Consider the following 20615-nt stretch of genomic DNA (forward strand, 5'->3'; position numbering starts at 1 on the left):
CGCTATTTATCCAGTCCAAGTTTCGGGGCGCAGTTCACTGTCCCCTTCGTGGTGGTTTGGGGCGGGGCTCGCTGCTATCATGGACAACGTTGAATTTCTACGAAGGAGCAGGGCATATGGCGATTCTTTTGGGATGCGATTCCATCAGCCTAGAGTTTCCCACCAAGCATATTTTCGATAGCGTGACGCTCGGCGTGGGCGAGGGCGACCGCATTGGTATCGTCGGTAAAAACGGCGACGGCAAGTCGACGCTGCTGAGTGTACTCGCCGGCACGCTGGAACCCGACGACGGCCGCGTGACGCACCGCCGCGGCACGACGATCGGTCTGCTCGGCCAAAAGGACAACCTGGTCGATACCGACACCGTGCATCATGCCGTCGTGGGCGACGCGCCCGAGTATGAGTGGGCGTCGAGTCCGCGTACGCGCCAGATTCTGGCCGGCCTCATCAGCGATGTGCCCTGGGAGGGCACGGTGGGCGAGCTTTCGGGCGGCCAGCGCCGTCGTGTGGACCTCGCGCGTCTGCTGATCGGCGACTACGACGTGCTCATGCTCGACGAGCCCACCAACCACCTGGACATGCGCACCATCAACTGGCTCGCGCGTCACTTAAAGGCCCGCTGGCAGCGCGGTCAGGGCGCCATGCTCGTGGTCACGCATGACCGCTGGTTCTTGGACGAGGTCTGCACCAGCATGTGGGAGGTCCACGACGGCCAAGTCGACCCCTTCGAGGGCGGCTACTCGGCCTACATCCTGCAGCGCGTGGAGCGCGATCGCATGGCCGCGGTTACCGAGGAGCGCCGTCGCAACATGGCGCGCAAGGAGCTCGCGTGGCTGAGCCGTGGCGCCCAGGCCCGTTCCACCAAGCCCAAGTTTCGCGTGGAGGCCGCCCGCGAGCTCATCGCCGACGTGCCGCCCGTGCGTGACGAGCTGGAGCTCAAGCGCCTGGCGGTGAGCCGCCTGGGCAAACAGGTCATCGACGTGATCGACATGGACGCCGGCTATGCGGATGCCGACGGCGCGCCCAAGCAGGTGCTCTCCGACGTGACCTGGCTCATCGGCGCGGGCGACCGCTATGGCCTTTTGGGCGAGAACGGCGCCGGCAAGTCGACCTTGCTCGACGTGATTCAGGGCAAGATTGCGCCCCTGCGCGGCCGCGTGAAGATCGGCCAGACGGTGCGCTTTGGCGTGCTGTCGCAGCAGCTCGAGGAGCTCGAGCCCTACATGGGTGACACGATCCGCGAGGTTCTGAGCAATTATAAGAAGTATTACGTCATCGACGGCAAGGAGACCTCGCCCGAGAAGCTTTGCGAGCGCCTGGGCTTTACGACCCAGCAGCTCTGGAGCCGCATCGGCGATCTTTCGGGCGGCCAGCGCCGTCGCCTGTCGCTGCTGCTGACGATCCTGGACGAGCCCAACGTGCTTATCCTGGACGAGCCGGGCAACGACTTGGATACCGACATGCTGGCGATTGTCGAGGACCTGCTCGACGGCTGGCCGGGCACGCTGATCCTGGTGACGCACGACCGCTTCTTGATGGAGCGCGTGACCGACCAGCAGTGGGCGCTGCTTGACGGTCATCTGACGCATATGCCCGGCGGCGTCGACCAGTACCTGCGCCTGTGCAACGCCACGGCCGAGGGCGAGCCCGTGGGCGCGCCGAGCGCCAAGACCGGCACGTTCGACACCGGCGCCGCAGCGGTTGCGGCCGAAAAGCCCAAGTCGAGCGGCCAGCCCAATGGCCTTTCCAACGCCGAGCGCCAGAAGCTCCGCCGCGAGGTGAGCTCGCTCGAGCGCAAGATGGAGACGCAGCGCGCCCGCGTGGAGGAGGCCGAGGCCGCCATGGCCCAGGTCGATCCCACCAACTACACGGCGCTGGGCGAGCAGCAGGCAAAGATCGACGAGGCCCATGCCGCCATGGACGAGCTGGAGATGGCGTGGCTCGAGGCGAGCGAAAAGCTCGAGGGCGAGGAGTAAACGAGGATGATCAAAGCCGCGTTTTTCGATATCGACGGCACGCTGCTGAGCTTTAAGACCCATCGGATTCCGGCGTCGGCGCAGCAGGTGCTCGACAGCTTTCACGAGCGGGGGATTACGTGCGTGATCGCCACGGGCCGTCCGACCTACCAGATGCCGGACTGGCTGTTCGACTTGGGCTGGGATGCGTACATTACGCTCTCGGGCCAGCACTGTTTTGATGCCGAGGGGGTTTACCGCAGCTGTCCGATTGATCCGGACGACGTTGCGGTAATCGTGGACCAGGTGGCGCAGGGGCGCTATGACTCGCTGTGCATGCAGGGCGATAACTCGTTTGTGAACCGTCTGTCCGAGCGCGTGGTGACGGCCGGCAGCAACGCGGGAATCGTCTACCACGAGGAACCGTTTGAGCATGCCTTCGATGCGCCGGTCTACCAGTTTTGCGCCTTTGTTGATCCGGCCGACGAGCATATCGTGACCGACGCGGTGTCGCATTCGCTCACCACGCGCTGGTGCGATCTGTTCTGCGACATTATTCCGGCCAACGGCGGCAAGGACCTGGGTGTGGCGGCGACGCTGGAGCGCCTGGGCATCGACGCGAGTGAGGCGATTGCGTTTGGCGACGGCGAGAACGACCTGTCGATGTTCTCGGCCGTGGGCACAAGTGTGGCCATGGGTAACGCGCAGGACACTGTGAAGGCTGCGGCGACCTATGTGACAACCGCCGTGGACGACGACGGCATCTACAACGCCGCAAAGCACTTTGGGCTGGTGTAGCTGCAGATTCGGCACTTGGGGACACTCCTTGCCAATCCGACCGGCGAGTTGGCCAATCGGCAAAGACTGTCCCCAATGACTAGTCGTTTAAGAACGTCCTCAATGACTACCCGTTTTTTGTGAATCAAGGCTAACTTTCTAAACAATGTAGTAAGACATGGGCAACTTTTGCGGTAAAGTAAATCAAGCAAAAGTATCCAAAGGCTAACTAGAAGCCATCGCGAAAGGCGGCCCATGGCCCTGCGTGAATCCGGAGAAGACTATCTCGAATCGATCTACGTTCTGTCGGAACGTCAGGGCACCGTGCGCTCGATCGACGTTGCGGAGTACCTCGGCGTAACCAAGGCGAGCGTTTCCAAGGCCATGGCGACGCTGGAAAGCAACGGCTATGTCGAAATGGGCAAACGCGACGTGCATCTGACGGAACGCGGTCTTGAGGTTGCCCGTCAAATGTGGGAGCGCCACTGCTTTTTCGTGGGGCTGCTGGAGGATGCGGGTGTTTCGGCTGAGGTCGCGTCGCAAGAGGGCTGCCACATGGAGCACTGCCTGAGCGAGGAAAGCTTTGAGAAGCTGAGGGCGATGCTGGGACGGGACAGCGACCGGGACCAGTAGCCCCGCCAACCAAGTCCAACTCAGACAAGGAACCCCGCCACCAAGCGATGCCCAAGAACCGCCAGCAACGTTACCGCAGGCCGGGACCGGGCTTGGTTTTTGAAAACACTCCGCAGACCAGAAGCGCCCCCGTTCGTAGCTCCGAAGGAGCAGAACGGGGGCGCTTCATTGGTCGAGGACGTTTTCAAAACCAAGCCCGGTCCCGGCCGGAGGGACCACAGGCGCTACAGGTTCTTGACACCCATCGCGCGCATGGCGTTCAGGATAGCGATGATCGCCACGCCTACGTCGCCAAAGACGGCAAGCCACATATTGGCGATACCCAGCGCTGCCAGCACAAGGATCAGCAGCTTAATGCCCAGCGCAAAGATTATGTTCTGCCAAACAATCGACATGGTCTTGCGCGTCACGCGGATCGCGCGGGAAATGTTGGACGGCTTGTCGTCCATCAGCACCACGTCGGCGGCCTCGATCGCGGCGTCGGAGCCCATGGCGCCCATGGCAATGCCCACATCGGCGCGCGTAAGCACAGGCGCGTCGTTGATACCGTCGCCGACAAAGGCGAGCTTGCCCTTGCCACTTTCGGCCGCGAGTAGCGCCTCAACGCGCTCGACCTTGTCGCCCGGCAGGAGCTGCGCGTGGAACTCGTCGAGACCGAGTTGCTTGGCCACAGACGCTGCAACCTCCTCGCGGTCGCCCGTGAGCATGACGGTGCGGTTGATACCGGCGGCATGCAGGTCGCGAATCGTTTGCTCCGCATCGGCCTTAACGGTGTCTGCAATCACGATGTGGCCGGCGTACACGCCGTCAACGAGCACGTGGAGGATCGTGCCGACAACCTCACAGTCCGGTGCTTCAACGCCGGCCGCGGCGAGCATCTTGGCGTTGCCAACGACGACGTGCTTGCCGTCGATGGTTGCCGTCACGCCGTGGCCCGCGTCGTTGGCGGAGTCTCTCACGCGCTTGGGGTCGACCTCGCCCTGGTAGGCGTCGCGCACGGACTGCGCGATGGGGTGATCGGAGAACGATTCAGCAAGGGCTGCGACTTCAAGCAACGATTGTTCGGTATGGCCAGCCTCGGGGTGCACCGCGACGACTGAGAACGTGCCGTTGGTGAGGGTGCCCGTTTTGTCGAAGACGACGGTGTCCACGTCGGCGAGCGTCTCGAGGTAGTTGGAGCCCTTGATGAGAACGCCCAGCTTGGACGCGCCGCCGATGCCGCCAAAGAAACTCAACGGTACGCTGATCACGAGGGCGCACGGGCAGCTGACGACCAGGAAGGTCAGGCCGCGCAGGATCCAATCGGACCAAGCGCCAGTCACCAGGCCGCCGCCAAGCGCGAGCACCGCGGCAGCGCCAGTGACGGCGGGCGTGTAGACGCGGGCGAAGCGCGTGATGAAGTTCTCGGTGCGCGCCTTCTTTTCGCTGGCATTCTCTACGAGTTCCAGGACGCGCGCGACGGTGGATTCGCCAAACGGCTTGGTGGTGCGCACGTGGATGAGGCCCGTCATGTTGATGCAGCCGCTGATGATATCGTCGCCGGACTTGGCGGGGCGGGGGACTGACTCGCCCGTGAGTGCGGCGGTGTCGAGCTGCGTCTCGCCCTCGACGATGATGCCGTCGATAGGCACGCGCTCGCCGGGCTTGACCACGATCACGGTGCCGACGGCGATGTCATCGGGGAAGACCTGCTCGAGCGTGCCGTCGGGCTGCTCGACGTTAGCATAGTCGGGCGCGATGTCCATCATGGCACTGATCGACTTGCGGCTCTTGCCCACGGCGTATGCCTGGAACAACTCGCCGACCTGGTAGAACAGCATGACAGCGGCGCCTTCGGCCATGTGCGGGTCGGTGTCGGGGAAGAGCACCATGGCAAACGCGCCGATGGTCGCGACGGCCATGAGGAAGCTCTCGTCGAAGGCCTTGCCGCGGCGGATGTTATTGAATGCCTTTTGCAGTACGTCGTAGCCGGCAATCAAAAACGGCACGAGGAACAGCACAAAGCTGGCGTAGATGTTGCCGGGCTCCCCAAATGCGATAGCGAGGGCGCCGAGCTCGTCGAGGGCATAAACAACGGCAAAAATGCCCAGTGCTACCAGGATGCGGTTGCGCTTATGCTCAAGGGACTCTTTCTTCTTGCGCTTCTTCTTTTTCTTTTTGGGATCGGCGGCTGTCATGATTCAAACCTCTCATTTGAGTTTATGAACACTCGCTCATATAATTTCGCGAGCAAAGGCCGCGGCAAGCGCGGCCTCGCAGGTCAACGTATGCGCGGGTTAGAGAATGATCTCGCAGTCCGGCTCGGCGTCGGCAGTGAACTCAACGACGCGGTCCAGGACCTCGTCGAACTTGGCGTCGTCGGCCTCGAGCGTCAGCTTCTGGGTCATAAAGTTGACCGAAACGGACTTTACGCCCTCGAGCTTGGCAAGTTCGTCCTGAAGCTCGCGCGCGCAGTTGGCGCAATCGATCTCGTCGAGCTTAAACTGCTTTTTCATGGTGGGTTCCTTTCCCTGTGTTAGCGGTCTGGGTGCCGGCCGCGCTGATACCGTGGGTGATTGCTATTCGCAGATATGGCTCATGCCCTGGTTAAGCATGGTGTAGACGTGATCGTCGGCGAGCGAGTAGAGAATGTTGCGGCCGTCGCGGCGGAACTTGACCAGGTGCGACTGCTTAAGCGTGCGCAGCTGGTGCGACACCGCAGACTGCGAGGTCGCGGTCGCTTCGGCGATGTCAGCCACGCAGAGCTCGCGACCCATGAGGGCATAGAGAATCTTGATGCGTGTGGTGTCGCTGAAGACCTTGAACAGGTCGGCCAGGTCGTACAACAGCTCCTCGTCGGGAAGGTCCTCGGGCGAGCAGGTGGTGGGGACGATCGGCTCGGTGGCCTCGATGCCAGTCTTTGTTTCATCAGCGTGGCTGCTCATTGCAACATCCTTTCATATGAACATGCGCTCATATAACTTACTTCCGATTATATGAGCGCATGTTCATATGTCAATACAATTTACGTTAATTTCGATGACTGCTTGCCGCCTCTGCGATTTTCTGCGGGTTGGGAGACATCGACGCAATGCTCGCCAACATATTTCGAGATGTTCGGCCAGCATGCTAAGAAAGCCACCTTGAGAAGCATTAGAACTGTTCATATTTGTACTTTATCGTGTTGAATACCGCGAGAATCAGTTCTTCCTCTACGGGAGTTCCTGCAGAATCAGTTTTATCTAAAGTTATATTGAGCATTGCTGCAGCCAATCTGGCACATCGGTGGCCGAATAAGTCGAAAAATGTAGGTGGACATCCGCAGAGATCGCCTTTAGAAGAGCGAATTCTCAATTAGATCAATAATCGTGTCGTCTTCCGTGCGGTTTTCATCGATTTTTGCGAACATGTCGCATTCCCAAGGCCCATTGATTTCCTCAGCAAGGGCCCCGACGTGTTGCATGTCGTCGGGTTCTGGTACATCGTTGATGCTCGGGTCATCAGCTTGCGGATATTGGCTTGCAATTTCGCGCTTGGCGGCCTCTTCTTCTTTGAGTGTCTCCAGGACGCGGCGACCGTATTCGAAGTAGCGCCGCAAGACAAATTGACGAAGAGTTTCTTGCAGGATGGCGAAGTTATCCGGGAGTCGACCGGGCCATATCTTCTCGCGAATGCGAATCGCTTCCATGACCCGCCTAAAAGCGGACTGCTTGAAAAACGAATGACGACTAACTGTGATAACGGCATATCCCATGTTTCGCAGCGTGTTTCGGCGTTCCTCGTCAATTGATTGCTGTTCGGGCTCGTCGTGGTAAAAGCCGTTGTATTCGATATCGGTCATCGAATTTTCGAGCAGCGCGTCGAGGTAGAAAACCGTCCGTCGCGTTAGGGCGGCGTATCTTTTGGGGACTGGGATCGGATAGTCCGTTTTGATAGCGCGTATGGCTAAGCCACCCATTGACTTGGGCATTGTCAGCATCATGACAAACGCCGTTTCGAGTGGGGAGCGACATCCTTCGCGTACATAAGAAAGTGCCTTAAGTGCTTTATTAGATCCACGATACCCCGATGCCTCTGAAAAGAAGGCTCTGAGCTCTTCAACGCTGGTTAGGGCTGGGCGCTCGCGATATTGAGTTTCGTCGGACGTTCCAAGCGCGTAGGAGCCGCAGATTTCAAAGTAATACTCAACGAGCTCCGAAAGGTTGAGGTCGGCTGCTGCTTCTAACGCGCACAGCTTGATATCGACGATGTAGACGTTCGGCTCGAGTTCTAGGTAGCTTTCTGCATCAAACGTATAGCGCGTGCAGTGGCAGATGCAGCCCTTGCGGTGCCTTTTGGCATTATTGGAAAACGTCAGCACATGGATGCTTTCAGAATCGACATTCTTTCTTTTGAGCCATGCTCGTGCCGCTTCCAGGTCGGATGTGGTCGGCGCAGACACCCTGATCTTTTCCATAGGTATGGGATCGGTCGCGTAGCTTGCGAGCGAGTTGGCTGTTTGGTATACAGCTCGTGCTGTAGTATGTGACAGAACGATTCCCATACGCGCATGATGGCATAGCGGACGCCACATGTGCCCGAAACTTCGGGCAACGGTATAGGGACGCGGCTTATCTTCTGCGAACGGTGGGTTTTTGAGCTGTCGTATTGAGGGGGCAGCTTCGGCTGGGGAGGTTTCTGCCAGCTGCGCCTTTTTTGGTGAACTTTATTTGCGGATTCGTAGCTTCTAAGCGTTTTTGCCGACCGCTCAGATGCCTCACCAACATAATTTGAGTTATTCGGCCTTATCCTATACGAATGGTGCGATCGCAACGTCCTATTCGAATTGATTCAGGTAGATTTATAGGGCTTGGTTGCGAAATTGGGGCGACTATAGCGCTCGATTGCGGTTCAAGGGGCCTTGACTAGTGGTTCAGCTGGCCGAACAACTCGAAAAATGTAGGTGGGCCAACCTGCCGACTATGTGAAGCACGCGTATTTGCTCGTTTTGATGAAAACTAGGGTGCAGCCATAAGGCTGCGCCCTAGTTTACTGCGTGCCGGTGTGCCCAGACGGATTGCGCTGTGCCTGGCAGGCGCTCCCGCAGATGGATCGGTTATTTCGCGAATAGGTTCTTGAGGTTGAACTCGGCTTGGACGGTGCGGAGCATGAGGTCGGTGTCGTCCAAGCCCAGGTGCTGCTCGTTGGCGTCGGCGGCGAGGGTTCCACGGCGGCGCGCCCAGTTCTCGAGCGCGGCTGGGGCGGACTCGCGGGGGAGCGAGCGCACGTCGGCGTCCAGGCTGCGGCAGATCTGGCGCGAGTCGATGACGATGATCTTGCCGGCGCGGCGTGCCTCGGCGTAGCCGTCCAGGTGGATCTTGAACCAGCTGTCCTCAAAGGCGGCGTTGTGTGCCATGTACGGGTACTTCTTCATAAGCTTGAGCAGCTGCTTTTGCAGCTCTTTGTTCTCGCGGAACGGCTTTTTGCCGTCGATGTCGTCCCAGGTGATGTGGTGGATATTCGACAACGGCACATCCTCGCCGCGGTAGATGTCGGGCAGGCCGCAGTAGTGTGCCTCGGCGTCATGCGGGACGGCGTCGCTGGTGAGCTCCATGATCTCCCAGCCCACGTTGATGATATAGCCGCGCTCGGGTGCACGGCCGGTGGTCTCGATGTCGATACCGAGCACGGTGCCCTGGATGGGCTTGCGGGCGTAGGCCACGCCGAGCGCGTCGCGGTCGCCGCGGATTTCGCGCATAACGGACGCGGCGGTGCGCTTTTGCATCTTGCCGATGGCGGCGCAGGTGTCGGCATCGGACAGGCCGCGCGAGAGCGTCGCGGGCGTCACGTTGCGCAGACGCGCCTCGCCAATCTGGTCGCACAGGTCGCGGTTGCGGTCGGCCAGGTCGCGCACGGTGGCAAAGTCGAAGCCGGGGTCGCCCTCGGCGGTAAAGTACTCGGTCTCGAGCACCTTGAGGGCCTCCTCGCCCTTCTGGCGCTCGGACTCCATGGCGCCGTGGTCGCCGTAGATAAACATGGGGATAAACGGCTGGCGCTCGTATTCGAGTGCTTGCGATACGTTCATATGCTACTCCTTGGACGGGCCGCGTTGTGCGGCTCGAGGTTACTGAGTTATGGCGAGATGATAGTTTACCATAGGCAACTATTGGCACCGCGCCCGGGACAACTACAATACCCTAGTTGACCGCTAGGACTTTTACAATGCTGCCGAAAGACACGAAAGGTTCCATCCGTCATGGATTTACTGATTGATATTCTGCTCGACGCCGGCAAGGACACGCTGTCGCTGGTGCCGTTTTTGTTGGTGACGTATCTTGCTCTCGAGACACTTGAGCACGTTGCGGGCGACCGCGTCAACGGCGCTATCAAGCGCGCCGGCGCTGCGGGTCCCGTGGTTGGCTCGCTGCTGGGCATGGTGCCGCAGTGCGGATTTTCGGCCATGGCAGCAACGCTGTACGCCGGCCGTGTCGTGACCTTGGGCACGTTGGTGGCGGTGTTCCTTTCGACCTCCGATGAGATGCTGCCGCTGTTGCTTGCCGAGCAGGTTCCCGTGCAGACTATGGCGATGCTTTTGGCTTCGAAAGCGCTGATCGCACTGGTCACGGGTTTTATCGTGGACGCTGCCATTCGTGGCCTGCGCCGTAACGCCCGCGCGCACGCGGCGATTCGCCGTACCGTGCTGGGAACCGCGGCCAACCCGGCCCACGTGAACTGCGCGCACGACGACCACAGCGGCGGTGACATCATCGACGAGGTGGCCGAGGCAGGCGTGAGCGCCGACCACATCCACGAGCTGTGCGAGCGCGACCATTGCGGTTGTGATGAAGACGAGGACGAGCACGAACACGGACATGGCCACGATCACGGTCATGAGGGCGAACATGAACACCATGATGGTCACGGTCACTCTCACTCCCACGAAGGGACGCCTGTCCTGTCGATCATCCGCAGTGCGATCTCGCACACCGTGCAGGTCTCGGTATTCATTTTTCTGGTGACGCTGATTCTGGTCGCCGTGCTCGAGACGTTCGGCGAGTCCGCGATCGAGCAGTTCCTGCGCGGCAACGAGACACTCGCTGTCCTGGGTTCGGCGCTTGTCGGGCTGATTCCCAATTGCTCGGCGAGCGTGGTCATTACACAGCTGTATCTGGAAGGCGCGCTGCAACTGGCGCCGATGCTCGCCGGCACGCTCATTTCCGCCGGCGTGGGTTATCTGGTGCTGTTCCGCACCAACCGCAGCGCCCGCGAAAATGCCGTGTTCCTGATCATGATGTACGTCATCGGCGCTGGCTGGGGCCTCATCCTCTCCGCCGTTGGCCTCTAAGTAGGCCTAAAAAATGGGCTTCAAATAGCCATGCTCAGCGCCTGCGCAATGCGGCGACGCATGGCATTTTGAAGCCCGTTTTTTGTTGAGCCATGGATTCCGAGCGCTCACACCGCTCAAAACAAAAAGGTAGATTTTAGGCATGTCTCAAAAATCTACCTTGGTTAGTGCAGCAACTCGGTGAGGTTGCGTTTAAAGCGGGCGCGGTCTTCGCTGGTAAATGCTGCCGGACCGCGAGTGCGTCCGCCGGCGCGGCGTACCTTCTTTTCCTCGTGGCGAATAAACAGCTGCATGTCGATAGTCGCCTTGTCGTACACGCGCCCGCGCACACCGATGGCGGCGGCATCGCGCCCGAGCACCATGCTCGCCAAGCCAATGTCCTGCGTCACGACCACGTCGCCCGCCTGCAGGCGTTCGACAATGGCAAAGTCGGCGCTGTCGGCGCCCACGCTCACGTCGAGCGTCGTGACCCAAAAGCCGCGTCGCGCGTGCTCGGCATCGCGCGGGTCGTCGCGGCGAATGTGTCGTTCCAGGTTTTGCGTGCTGTTGCCGGCGATAACAACGGCGACGCCCGCCCGCCGCGCGCAGTCAATCGACTCGCGCGTGACCGGGCAGGCGTCGGCATCAATAAAGAGCGTTCGCGGCATCTAGTGCACCAGTTTGCCAAATTGAATGGCGCGAACAATGAGCGTTACGCCAAACACCAGCAGCGCGGCGCCACTAAAGATGACAAGCATCTTGGCCGACCACAGCGGATAGATAAACACGAACATGCCGGCGATGATGGAGAGTGCACCGCTCAGGATGGCAAGGGCGCGGTTGGACGAAAGCTCGGACTCCAGAATGGACATGACACCTTCGACAATCCAGCCAAAGCCGGCCACGATAACCACCATCGTGGTGAGTGTCGCGGTCGAGAAGGCCTGGTTGCGCAGGATTATGACGCCGCCCAGGATAATGAGTAGGTTGGAGATGATGCTCGTCACGCGCCAGCCAGTGGGCAGCAGCGGCTCAAAAATGGCAGTGAACAGCCTGATGGCAGCGGTGATTACAAAGTAAAAACCCAGGACGGTCGTCAAAAAGACGAGGGACTTGGCGGGTGCAAAAAGCAGCGCGATGCCAGCAATGAGCGCCACGACGCCCGTGATGGCGTAGATCCAGCGCACGGCCTTGACGGCTTTGCCCGCCATACTTTTCTCGTCAAATCCAAACTGGCTCGATTTTTGGTCATCGTTCCTAAAGATACCCATAACGTCTCCTTTCCGTGCGGCGTAAGCCTTGATCGTTACAACCAGTATCGCTTAAAGGCGCTGGCGTATGGGTCGGGGAGGGCGAAACGTAACCCAAAGGTCCCGAATTGTTTCCGTTGTTCCCCACGTCGCGGTTTTCTATTCAACAGGTGTAGAACATTGCAGCCCTGTTCGTTATTGCCTACGTTTTAGGTTAGATTTTCCTAAGGACAATTGGCTTGTATTGGGGGTCCCTATGAACGAAGCAGTTCCCGAGGCACCGTCGAGTGTCGAATCGATGGCAAAGCAAGGTTGCGAAAAGCTCGGTCTGGAAGCGTTTGATGCGCTGGTCCGTCGTGCCCGTACGTGCCGTCGCTTTGACGAGTCTATGCGCGTGCCGCGCGAGTTTTTGCTCGAGCTGGCGGAACTGGCGCACCTGGCTCCCTGCGGCGCCAATGCTCAGCGTCTGCGCTTTCACGTGGTGAGCGGTGCAGAGGACTGCGCGCGTGTATTTGACGAGCTTGCATGGGCCGGTGCGCTCAAGGATTGGCCGGGTCCCGATGAGGGCGAGCGCCCGACCGGCTACATCGCGATTCTTGCTGAGCGCGCCGTTCCGGGCAAGCCCGCCGCTCCCATTACCGATGTCGACACGGGCATTACCGCGCAGACGATGATGCTCGCCGCCCGCAGCGCCACGCCCGAGGTGGCAGCCTGCATGTTCAAGGCCTTTACGCCCCACGCGATCGATGCCATGGGGCTCGATAACGACAAGTATGAGCTCAAGCTGATCATGGCGTTTGGCATTCCGGCCGAGACACAGGTGATCGATGCGATCGATTCCAACCCCGACGGCTCCATCAATTATTGGCGCGACGAGGCGCGGGTGCACCACGTACCCAAGCGTCCGCTTGCCGACGTGCTGCTGTAGTTGTGCGTCGTTGCGGTGCAATCCGGCGGCAAAATCACCACAAAGGCTCCTGTCCCCTTTGTGGTGGTACGAGGGGAGGGTGTGTGGCAGATCTGTATTTGGTGCGGCATGGGCAGACTGAGCTCAATGTGCAGAGCATTTTGCAGGGCTGGCACGATTCGCCGCTTACGGCGCGCGGGCGCGAGCAGGCGCTGACGGCGCGTACGGCGTTTGCGGCGCGTGGCGTGGCCTTTGATCATGTGTATTCCTCGCCGTTGGGCCGGGCGCGGCATACGGCCGAGCTTATCGTTGGCGAGGGCCGTTCCATTGAGCTGGTCGATGACCTGCGTGAGTGGCATTTTGGCTCGCTGGAGGGCACATCAAATCGCGAGATGCCGCCGCAGCCCTGGGGCGATTATCCGGTGGCCTTTGGCGGCGAGTCGGAAGTGCAGCTTCAGTCGCGCATGGTCGCGGCGCTGTCCCGCATCATGGCCAGGCCGCAGCACGACTGCGTGCTGGCGGTTTCCCACGGCTCAGCCTGCCAGGAGTTTCTTGAGTATGTGACTGGCGGGGGAGAGCTGCCCGACAACGGTGCCGTGCTTCATTTTGGCTATTGCGATGGGGCGTTTTCGCTCTTGGGTTGGTAACGAACGAAAGGACCCCTATGAATAAAGATCTGTATCTGGTCCGTCATGGACAGACGATATTCAACCTTAAGCGTATCATTCAGGGGTGGAGTGACTCGCCGCTCACACAGCTGGGCTGCGATCAGGCGGCGCGTGCCGGCATGTTCTTGCGTGCGCGCGGCATTGAGCCCGACCACGCCTACACCTCTACGCTGCACCGCACCGAACAGACCATCGCCAACCTGTGGTCGGGCATGACGTACGAGCGCCTGGACGGTCTGCGCGAGTGGTTCTTTGGCGACTTTGAGGCCGAGCGCGTGATGCTTATGCCCGAGCGCCCGTGGCGCGATTTCTATCGCCAGTTTGGCGGTGAGGGCCAGATGCAGGTGCGCGAGCGCATGGTGACGACGCTGACCGATCTTATGCGACGCCCGGACCATTCGTGCGTGCTCGCGGTGAGCCACGGGTCGGCCATCAAGGAGTTTTTGGATCACGTGAAGGGCACGGAGGCCGACGAGCGCGAGCGCGTGCCGGGCAACTGCTCGGTGCTGCATTTCGTGTTTGACGATACGACCGATACGTTTGAACTGGTTGAGATCTTTACGCAGGAAGACTACGCGCGCGAGCTGGGGCTTGAGCCGCTCGTGGCTGCCGCGGGTCCGCAGCGCGGGTAGTTTGGGCGTGGCGGTGCGGGTCGCCGACTTACTTCTCGACGCAAAAGGGGCGGAGATGCATGTACCTGCTGCATCTCCGCCCCCTGTTTGTTGAGCTGCCGATTTTTGTGCTGGGCGGTCTGGTCTTGCTAGAACCGCGCGACCTGGTGCGTGAGCAGACCTGTCGGAACTTGCGGCGCGGCGCCGCTGACCTGCGCGGCGGGGAAGAGCACGGCAACGGTAAAGTTGAACGGCTCCTTGCCGGTGTACGTTCCGGCGGCACGGGCCTCATCGGCCAGCAGCTGCGACGCCCCGGTCAGAGCGGCGGCGTAGGCGGGGTCGTCGGTCAGTGCCGGCTCCGGTGCTTGGTCGAGCATAGCGCGGATGGCCCCGACGGCGTCCTCGCGCTTGACCTCCCACGCGCGGTGCGTAATGCCCGCGGGGTCGGTGACGGCGTAGAGCGACGCGCCCTCTTTGGCGGCGCCCAGGATGATATCCATGACGGGCGAGGCCTCGTAGGCGAGCGACACGGGGCGCGGCTGCACCTTGAGCTCGGCGATCGCGCGCGCGGCGGCGGCCACGTCGGCGCTGGCATCGCCCTTGCCGTCCGCAAGTACACTCGTCGGGCAGATCGCCACGACACCCGTCACGCGTCCCGGCTCGCCCGAGCATTCGTACACGTAATACGCCGCACCCGGGTCCTTGAGCATCAGGCCATCGGCAAGGGCTCCGCGCAGAGCATCGTTGCCGCTCAGGATGCTGCCCATTGCAGGCAGCGCCTCGAGTACGCGGTCCTGAGCCGGGCGGATGCAGGGAAACGGAAGTGCTTTCATGGGCGGTCCTAACGCACGAGTCGGTTTGTTCGCGGCTTATTATGCCCCAACTTGGCTATCCGCGCCCCAGAGTGTATTGTCGGCGAGCGCGATCAGCACCTGTTGGCAGCGAACGATGTCGGCGTGGGGCACATATTCGTTGGGCTTGTGCGCGAGCGCGAGCGACCCGGGGCCATAGCTCATGCAGTTGCGGTTTCCCGTCTTGCCGGCAATGACGGCAGTGTCGGTGTAGCCGGTAAAGAAGCCGACGGTCGTGTCCGTGCCCGTCACATCGTCTGCTGTGCACTTGAGCGCAGCTAGAAGGGGAGAGGCCGGATCGCGCTCGATGGCGGGGCGGTCGCCTGTCACGGTATAGCTTCCATGGCAGCCTGGGACCGCGGCTTCGGCGGCGACAATGGCCTGCTCTACCATGCGCGTCGCGGCGGCCGTATCGGTCGGCGGGGTCAGGCGCATATCGACCCAGACCTTAGCGTGGTCGGGCACGACATAGGGACGGTAGCCACCCTCGATCTGTCCAAATGTGATGGTCGAAGACCCCAGCTCATCGTGCGCGGGCAGCGCCACAAACACGCGACGGAGCGAACACACGACCTCGGCCATGGCGGCGACGGCATCCGCGCCCTTCCACGGCTGGCTCGCATGCGCCGTTACGCCAGCCATTTCAATCTCGAACCACGTGCGCCCCTTGTGCGCCACCTGAATCTGCCCGTCGGTGGGCTCGGTGTCCAGCGCCCATTCACGCGAGCCGACCCAGCCGGCATCGATCGCGGCCTCTGAGCCGCGCATAAAGTCTTCCTCGTCGACCGAGCAGATGAGCGAAAAGCCGCGGCGGGGCAACGCGCCATCCGCCGCCACGCGCTCGAGCGTATGGATCAGTGCGGCAATAGCGCAGGCCAGGCCACCCTTCATATCGCAGGCACCGCGGCCATAGAGTTTATCGTCGCGCACAACCGCCCCAAGCGGTGCGATGTCTGCGTCCCAGCCATCGCCCAAGGTGACGGTATCCATGTGGCAGATATAGATCAGCCGCGGCTCGTCGCTTTGGCCCGGCACGGTGACTTTAAGGTTGCGGCGCCCGGGCAGCACTTCGAGCTCCTCAATCTGCACGGCATCGAGCGCAGAACTATCAAGTTGTGCCAGCTGCTGCTCAATGAGCCTCTTAATGAAGCGCTCGATCTCGTCCTCATACGCGCCCGGGTCTGAGCTTTCGATCCGCACAAGCTCCTGCGCAAGCCGCCAGGCAAAGTCCTCATCAACCATATGCAACCTCACAATCAGTTTGCTTTCCAAACCGATTGTAAGCCTCCTGAGAGATCCGCGACGTGGGCGTGGCAGTATTTACCGTTCGCAGGCCGAGCCAGTGCGTTTGCCGTCCGAGCGGGTTCACAAGCGACGCAGCGGGTACGTACCCTTCATGGACGACATGCTGTGCGACATATCTGCCTTTCGGTATCACCGGATACCTCCACAGGTCTTGGCAATAATGCCGGACCTGCCCGATTCTGCGGACGATCCGCGCAGGGAGCACCTATGTGAGCATCCGCTCGTCACGCATTTCCTGGGCACCCCGTTACACGTGTTGGCGCAGGGCAGCTGCGGACGTAAGGGCGATCGCATTGTCAGGCATGTTTGGAACGGGGAGAGGCCGTTTGATTCCATGCGGCAGACAGAGTTTGGCCTCGATGTCGCGTCCCCGCTCTTTACCCTGCTGACCCTGGCTTCCTCGGTCTCAAACGAGCGTTTAATCATGTGCATGTATGAGATGTGCGGCACCTTTGCCGTGTGCAAGATTGCGCCTCAGGTAAAGTCGGCACTTGAGCAGGCATATGGGAGCCGATGGAGTGACGCACGGTCGGGCTGGGAAAACGTAAAGGATGTCTCGGGGAATCCAACGGACTTGTGGAAACGACCTCCCTTGATCGAGCTCTCTGAGCTTACAGAGTTCGTCGATAAGGTCCGGGGGCTCCGCGGCGCTAAATCGTTCATACGAGCCGCGAAATGCATTACGGGGGTGGCAGCATCGCCGCTCGAGGTCCAGGCTTCGATGCTGTTTGGCCTTACGAGGTTGCGCGGCGGCGAAGGGCTGCGCCTTACCAATAACGTTGAGATTCGTATGACGCGCAGCGCCCGCCTGATTTCGGGGCTTGATAGGCGCTATGCCAATATCCTGCTGGCAAATAAGGACGGCAGCCGAGAGTGTCTGGTTGAATGCCAGGGTAAAGCCATTCACGGATCCATTGAATCCAAGATTTCGGACTCCGATCGAACGACGGCCTTGCAAGCCATGGGATATCCCGTCGTTCTGATGACCTATGGTCAGCTGGCCGACTTCGATGCCTTCCGCGTGGTGATGGAGCTCATCATGTCCTATCTCGATGTGCCGCTGAAAGACAAGACGCCGCGACAGCAGGAGCTCGAACGGCGGCTTCGTGAGGAGATTTTTATCGATTGGGCAGGAATGTAGCCGCGCGGGTGGAAAACGGTCGCGCGGACTAGAGTTTTGGTCACAAAAAGACTTATATTTCGCCTTGGAGGGACCTTAAAAATGCTATCTAGAATAAGTTGTTTCGGAAAATGGACAGTCAACTTACATTCGGCACATAGAGATCGATTTTTACCTACTAAAGTCCCTGATAAAGCTGTTTATCAAAGCGGGCGTGCTTAGCGACTGGAGCCTCACTATCGATTATCTGAAAAAACTTGTTCTGGGTATCATTTTAAAGTCGTCCGGAGCAACAAAATCGCCCCCCCCGTTTCGTGAAAACGGGGGGCGAATGGGCTTCGTGGTCTGTCTGGCAGGCTTGGCACCGGCGCTATTTAATCACGCGCACGCGATACATCGACGGAATCTGCTTGAGCGCCTCGATCGTGCTGCCGTCCAGGTGCTCATCGGTGTCGAACATGGTGTAGGCGTTCTCGCCAGCGGACTCGTTGGTCATGCGCTGCACATTGGCGTTGTCCTTGGCGAGAATGGCCGTGATCTGGCCGATCATGTTGGGCACGTTGGCATGCAGGCAGGCAATGCGGCTTGCGGCGCGCGCCTTGCCCATGCTGCAGGCGGGGTAGTTGACGCTGTGCGCGATGTTGCCGTTTTCCAGGTAATCCTTGAGCTCGCTGATGGCCATGTCGGCGCAGTTGGCCTCGGCCTCGCCGGTGCCGGCGCCCGAATGCGTGGTGATAAACGTATTGGGCATCTTGACGGTCTTGGGCGTGGCAAAGTCGCAGCTAAACCAGCTGAGCTTGCCCTCGCGCAGGGCGGCGTCGACGGCGTCCTCGTCAATGATGGTCTCGCGCGCGTAGTTGATGAGCACGGCGTCGGGCGCCAGCAGGTTAATCTGCTCGGTGCTGATCATACCGATGGTGTCGGCCTTGCTGGGCACGTGCACGGTGAGGTAGTCGCAGCTGCGGCACAGATCCTCGAGCGTGCCCACGCGCTGCACCTCGCGGCTCAGCACCCACGCGTGCTCGACGGAAATGAACGGATCGTAGCCGTAAACGTCCATGCCCAGATCGACACAGGCGTTGGCGACCTTGGAGCCCACGTTGCCCAGACCGATGACACCGATGCGCTTGCCCTTGAGCTCGCGGCCCACAAAGGCCTTCTTGGCCTTTTCGGCATCGACCTGAATCTCGGGGTCGTCGGCGTTGTTGCGCACCCAGTTCATCGACTGCACGACGCCGCGGCTCGAAAGCACCAGCATGCCCAGGACGAGCTCCTTGACGGCGTTGCTGTTGGCACCGGGGGAGTTAAAGACGACGACGCCCTTCTTGGCGTACTCCTCGACGGGAATGTTGTTGACGCCGGCGCCGCAGCGGGCGATGGCGCGGATGCCCTCGGGCAGCTCGTAGCCGTGCAGGTCGGTGGAGCGCATCAGGATGGCGTCAGCCTCCTCGGCGGTGCCCACAAACTCGTAGCCCTCGCCAAACTCGACTTTGCCGTCTTTGGTGATGTCGTCGATGGTCTTAATCTTACGCATGGAAAAACTCCTTAGCAGGTTTTGATCTAAACAGGGTGGTTTGAGATGGCTGGTCGGCCCGCGCGTTGCGGGCTAGTTAGATCGCGGGCTCAAACTATGCTGCGCTTCGAAGTCCTTCATGTACGAGGCCAGCGCCTGCACGTCTTCCATGGTGACGGCGTTGTACACGCTGGCGCGCATGCCGCCCACCAGGCGATGGCCCTTGACGTTTTGGATCTGGTGCTCGGCCGCGCCTGCGACAAAGGCAGCGTCGAGTTCGGCGTCGCCGGTGCGGAAGGTGACGTTGGCGATGGAGCGGCTGTCGGCCTGCGTGGTGCCGTGGAACAGCTCGCTGTTCTCGAGCAGGTCATAGAGCAGGTTGGCCTTGGCCCAGTTGCGATCGGCCATGACGGCAAGTCCGCCGGTTTGCTCAACCCAACGGAACACCTTGCCACAAACGTAGATACCAAAGGTGTTGGGCGTGTTGAGCATGGAGTCCTTGGCGGCCTGGGTTTTAAGGTCCATGTACTGCGGCGTCTGTGCAAAGGCGGGGCCTTTGGCGATGAGATCGTCGCGCACGATGACCACGGTCACGCCCGCGGCGCCGGCGTTTTTCTGGGCACCGGCGTAGATGAGCCCGTAGCGCTCGACGTCGAGCGGCTGCGATAAAAAGCAGCTCGAGACATCGGCGACCAGCGGCACATCGCCGCAAGCGGGCAGCTCGTGGTACATGGTGCCGAAGATGGTGTTGTTCTGGCAGATGTAGACGTAGTCGAGCCCTTCGCCCGCGGCCTCGGCGGCAATGCGCGCGTTGATGTCGGCCATGTCGGGGATGCGGTCGAAGTTGGTGTCCTCGGAGCTCGCGAGCAGCACGGCCTCACCGTACTTGGCGGCTTCTTTGTATGCCTTGTTGGCAAAGTTGCCGGTCACGACGTAGCCGGCACGGCCGCGGCGCATGAGGTTCATGGGGATGCCCGCAAACTGCAGCGTGGCACCGCCCTGCAAAAACAGGACACGGTAGTTGCCGGGGATGCTCAGCAGGCGGCGCAGGGTGGCCTCGGCGTCGTCGATGATCTGCTGGTACATACTAGATCGATGGCTCATCTCGAGCACGGACATGCCGCAACTGCGGTAGTCCATCATCTCGTCGGCGATCTCGGCAAGCACGCTTGTGGGCAGTGCGGCCGGGCCAGCTGAGAAGTTGTGCACACGTGCCATCTTCTAGGTCCCCCTCGTAGTCGTTTGAACGTTCGGGATACTTTAGCACAGTGGAGCGCCAGGTGCGACCGCATCGCGCTAAAACTCGAGTGCGCCGCTATGATTTACAGGATGGTTACATGGGGGAGGCTTATCTCGAGGCTCGCATCCGATCCGCCTCGATCTTCGCTTGTTTCCAGGGTCGAATGCGGGCATTGGTGAGGTCATCGTAACCGCGGGCGATGGATTGCTGGATGGCGGCAAGTGCGCGCGCCTGCTCGGAAATAGGCTTTATGACAGGCATATGAAACTCCTTACATAGAACCATGCGTAGAACTCTATGTTGAGTGTGGCGGAGGGTGGGGGCCCGATGCGAGGTGGCTTTGGGCGTGTGCGTGTCTGCATTCGCAAGCGCGTTTATCTGGCAAGTGTGATTTGGGGCGATCTCGTCAAAGCTGCTGAGCTGCGAAAATAACCGTTAACCGGATTTAATTTTGTTGGGTTGATTTCCAATCTCAGCCGAACACATTGAGCAAATAGGCCGTT

Annotated in this window: 20 protein-coding genes; 8 read left to right on the forward strand and 12 right to left on the reverse strand. The window is 60.5% G+C overall.

Going from position 1 to position 20615, the window contains the following annotated elements:
* The first annotated feature begins 116 nt into the window (after positions 1-116).
* The 3 genes from DWV58_RS09160 (at position 117) to DWV58_RS09170 (ending at position 3365) form a co-directional block, all read left to right on the forward strand.
* Complete coding sequence (locus tag DWV58_RS09160) at positions 117-1976, forward strand: ABC-F family ATP-binding cassette domain-containing protein (RefSeq protein ID WP_117776887.1); 1860 nt, start codon at positions 117-119, stop codon at positions 1974-1976.
* A 6-nt stretch (positions 1977-1982) separates the two neighbouring features.
* Complete coding sequence (locus tag DWV58_RS09165; RefSeq protein ID WP_117776888.1) at positions 1983-2753, forward strand: Cof-type HAD-IIB family hydrolase; 771 nt, start codon at positions 1983-1985, stop codon at positions 2751-2753.
* 234 nt (positions 2754-2987) lie between these two features.
* Complete coding sequence (locus tag DWV58_RS09170) at positions 2988-3365, forward strand: metal-dependent transcriptional regulator (RefSeq protein WP_117776889.1); 378 nt, start codon at positions 2988-2990, stop codon at positions 3363-3365.
* Positions 3366-3589: 224 nt separating this feature from the next.
* Here DWV58_RS09170 and DWV58_RS09175 read toward each other — a convergent pair whose 3' ends face one another.
* The 5 genes from DWV58_RS09175 to DWV58_RS09195 all read right to left on the reverse strand — a co-directional run bounded on the left by DWV58_RS09175 (position 3590) and on the right by DWV58_RS09195 (position 9408).
* Complete coding sequence (locus DWV58_RS09175) at positions 3590-5542, reverse strand: heavy metal translocating P-type ATPase (RefSeq protein ID WP_199586066.1); 1953 nt, start codon at positions 5540-5542, stop codon at positions 3590-3592.
* Positions 5543-5641: 99 nt separating this feature from the next.
* The gene (locus tag DWV58_RS09180) at positions 5642-5860 is read right to left on the reverse strand and encodes a cation transporter (protein ID WP_089572082.1); all 219 of its coding nucleotides are present in this window, start codon (positions 5858-5860) and stop codon (positions 5642-5644) included.
* 63 nt (positions 5861-5923) lie between these two features.
* Positions 5924-6289 carry a helix-turn-helix transcriptional regulator gene (locus DWV58_RS09185; RefSeq protein WP_055252065.1) on the reverse strand — a complete coding sequence of 122 codons (366 nt, stop codon included), beginning with the start codon at positions 6287-6289 and terminating at the stop codon, positions 5924-5926.
* Between the two features lie 389 nt (positions 6290-6678).
* Positions 6679-7785, reverse strand: a complete 1107-nt coding sequence (locus DWV58_RS09190) for a hypothetical protein (RefSeq protein ID WP_117776890.1) — start codon at positions 7783-7785, stop codon at positions 6679-6681.
* 654 nt (positions 7786-8439) lie between these two features.
* On the reverse strand, positions 8440-9408 hold the full coding sequence (locus tag DWV58_RS09195; protein WP_089572078.1) for a DNA polymerase III subunit epsilon: 969 nt from the start codon (positions 9406-9408) through the stop codon (positions 8440-8442).
* A gap of 171 nt (positions 9409-9579) precedes the next feature.
* Here DWV58_RS09195 and DWV58_RS09200 point away from each other — a divergent pair, with 171 nt between their 5' ends.
* Complete coding sequence (locus DWV58_RS09200; RefSeq protein ID WP_055252059.1) at positions 9580-10668, forward strand: putative manganese transporter; 1089 nt, start codon at positions 9580-9582, stop codon at positions 10666-10668.
* Positions 10669-10832: 164 nt separating this feature from the next.
* Here the strand turns inward: DWV58_RS09200 and DWV58_RS09205 are convergent, their stop codons facing one another.
* The gene (locus tag DWV58_RS09205; protein ID WP_055252057.1) at positions 10833-11315 is read right to left on the reverse strand and encodes a DUF188 domain-containing protein; all 483 of its coding nucleotides are present in this window, start codon (positions 11313-11315) and stop codon (positions 10833-10835) included.
* Complete coding sequence (locus tag DWV58_RS09210; protein WP_055252055.1) at positions 11316-11918, reverse strand: HdeD family acid-resistance protein; 603 nt, start codon at positions 11916-11918, stop codon at positions 11316-11318.
* Positions 11919-12153: 235 nt separating this feature from the next.
* Between DWV58_RS09210 and DWV58_RS09215 the strand changes: the two genes are divergently transcribed.
* The 3 genes from DWV58_RS09215 (at position 12154) to DWV58_RS09225 (ending at position 14104) form a co-directional block, all read left to right on the forward strand.
* A complete protein-coding gene (locus tag DWV58_RS09215; RefSeq protein ID WP_158563857.1) occupies positions 12154-12825 on the forward strand; it encodes a nitroreductase family protein in 672 nt (223 codons plus the stop codon).
* Between the two features lie 83 nt (positions 12826-12908).
* Entirely contained in the window at positions 12909-13451 is a 543-nt protein-coding gene (locus DWV58_RS09220; RefSeq protein WP_055252053.1) for a histidine phosphatase family protein, read from the forward strand.
* Positions 13452-13468: 17 nt separating this feature from the next.
* The gene (locus tag DWV58_RS09225) at positions 13469-14104 is read left to right on the forward strand and encodes a histidine phosphatase family protein (RefSeq protein WP_117776892.1); all 636 of its coding nucleotides are present in this window, start codon (positions 13469-13471) and stop codon (positions 14102-14104) included.
* Between the two features lie 128 nt (positions 14105-14232).
* Here DWV58_RS09225 and DWV58_RS09230 read toward each other — a convergent pair whose 3' ends face one another.
* Together DWV58_RS09230 and DWV58_RS09235 are read right to left on the reverse strand one after the other, a co-directional pair.
* Positions 14233-14916 carry a DUF1015 family protein gene (locus DWV58_RS09230; RefSeq protein ID WP_089572066.1) on the reverse strand — a complete coding sequence of 228 codons (684 nt, stop codon included), beginning with the start codon at positions 14914-14916 and terminating at the stop codon, positions 14233-14235.
* Between the two features lie 39 nt (positions 14917-14955).
* Positions 14956-16176 (reverse strand): M20 family metallopeptidase, encoded by a 1221-nt coding sequence (locus DWV58_RS09235; RefSeq protein ID WP_117776893.1) that lies wholly within the window; start codon positions 16174-16176, stop codon positions 14956-14958.
* A gap of 397 nt (positions 16177-16573) precedes the next feature.
* Here DWV58_RS09235 and DWV58_RS09240 point away from each other — a divergent pair, with 397 nt between their 5' ends.
* Positions 16574-17380 (forward strand): hypothetical protein, encoded by an 807-nt coding sequence (locus DWV58_RS09240; protein ID WP_158564557.1) that lies wholly within the window; start codon positions 16574-16576, stop codon positions 17378-17380.
* A gap of 349 nt (positions 17381-17729) precedes the next feature.
* On the opposite strand, the gene DWV58_RS09245 is transcribed toward DWV58_RS09240, so the two are convergent.
* From DWV58_RS09245 to DWV58_RS09900, 3 genes are all read right to left on the reverse strand, one after another.
* Positions 17730-18893: a phosphoglycerate dehydrogenase gene (locus DWV58_RS09245; protein WP_117776895.1), complete on the reverse strand. Its 1164-nt coding sequence runs from the start codon at positions 18891-18893 to the stop codon at positions 17730-17732.
* 72 nt (positions 18894-18965) lie between these two features.
* Positions 18966-20090 carry a 3-phosphoserine/phosphohydroxythreonine transaminase gene (gene serC / locus DWV58_RS09250; RefSeq protein ID WP_117776896.1) on the reverse strand — a complete coding sequence of 375 codons (1125 nt, stop codon included), beginning with the start codon at positions 20088-20090 and terminating at the stop codon, positions 18966-18968.
* A gap of 130 nt (positions 20091-20220) precedes the next feature.
* Positions 20221-20373 (reverse strand): hypothetical protein, encoded by a 153-nt coding sequence (locus DWV58_RS09900; protein WP_158564558.1) that lies wholly within the window; start codon positions 20371-20373, stop codon positions 20221-20223.
* Positions 20374-20615 lie beyond the last annotated feature (242 nt).

The organism is Collinsella sp. AF11-11, assembly GCF_003465485.1.
In the GTDB taxonomy this organism is placed as follows: domain Bacteria; phylum Actinomycetota; class Coriobacteriia; order Coriobacteriales; family Coriobacteriaceae; genus Collinsella.

What these genes read in the sequence shown, in the direction of transcription:
- DWV58_RS09165 (WP_117776888.1), top strand. Translation starts at nt 1,983, where the DNA reads ATGATCAAAGCCGCGTTTTTCGATATCGACGGCACGCTGCTGAGCTTT.
- DWV58_RS09900 (WP_158564558.1), bottom strand. Translation starts at nt 20,373, where the DNA reads ATGCCTGTCATAAAGCCTATTTCCGAGCAGGCGCGCGCACTTGCCGCC.
- DWV58_RS09240 (WP_158564557.1), top strand. Translation starts at nt 16,574, where the DNA reads ATGCGGCAGACAGAGTTTGGCCTCGATGTCGCGTCCCCGCTCTTTACC.
- DWV58_RS09160 (WP_117776887.1), top strand. Translation starts at nt 117, where the DNA reads ATGGCGATTCTTTTGGGATGCGATTCCATCAGCCTAGAGTTTCCCACC.
- DWV58_RS09245 (WP_117776895.1), bottom strand. Translation starts at nt 18,893, where the DNA reads ATGCGTAAGATTAAGACCATCGACGACATCACCAAAGACGGCAAAGTC.
- serC (WP_117776896.1), bottom strand. Translation starts at nt 20,090, where the DNA reads ATGGCACGTGTGCACAACTTCTCAGCTGGCCCGGCCGCACTGCCCACA.
- DWV58_RS09195 (WP_089572078.1), bottom strand. Translation starts at nt 9,408, where the DNA reads ATGAACGTATCGCAAGCACTCGAATACGAGCGCCAGCCGTTTATCCCC.
- DWV58_RS09205 (WP_055252057.1), bottom strand. Translation starts at nt 11,315, where the DNA reads ATGCCGCGAACGCTCTTTATTGATGCCGACGCCTGCCCGGTCACGCGC.
- DWV58_RS09170 (WP_117776889.1), top strand. Translation starts at nt 2,988, where the DNA reads ATGGCCCTGCGTGAATCCGGAGAAGACTATCTCGAATCGATCTACGTT.
- DWV58_RS09235 (WP_117776893.1), bottom strand. Translation starts at nt 16,176, where the DNA reads ATGGTTGATGAGGACTTTGCCTGGCGGCTTGCGCAGGAGCTTGTGCGG.
- DWV58_RS09175 (WP_199586066.1), bottom strand. Translation starts at nt 5,542, where the DNA reads ATGACAGCCGCCGATCCCAAAAAGAAAAAGAAGAAGCGCAAGAAGAAA.
- DWV58_RS09185 (WP_055252065.1), bottom strand. Translation starts at nt 6,289, where the DNA reads ATGAGCAGCCACGCTGATGAAACAAAGACTGGCATCGAGGCCACCGAG.
- DWV58_RS09225 (WP_117776892.1), top strand. Translation starts at nt 13,469, where the DNA reads ATGAATAAAGATCTGTATCTGGTCCGTCATGGACAGACGATATTCAAC.
- DWV58_RS09230 (WP_089572066.1), bottom strand. Translation starts at nt 14,916, where the DNA reads ATGAAAGCACTTCCGTTTCCCTGCATCCGCCCGGCTCAGGACCGCGTA.
- DWV58_RS09210 (WP_055252055.1), bottom strand. Translation starts at nt 11,918, where the DNA reads ATGGGTATCTTTAGGAACGATGACCAAAAATCGAGCCAGTTTGGATTT.
- DWV58_RS09200 (WP_055252059.1), top strand. Translation starts at nt 9,580, where the DNA reads ATGGATTTACTGATTGATATTCTGCTCGACGCCGGCAAGGACACGCTG.
- DWV58_RS09180 (WP_089572082.1), bottom strand. Translation starts at nt 5,860, where the DNA reads ATGAAAAAGCAGTTTAAGCTCGACGAGATCGATTGCGCCAACTGCGCG.
- DWV58_RS09215 (WP_158563857.1), top strand. Translation starts at nt 12,154, where the DNA reads ATGAACGAAGCAGTTCCCGAGGCACCGTCGAGTGTCGAATCGATGGCA.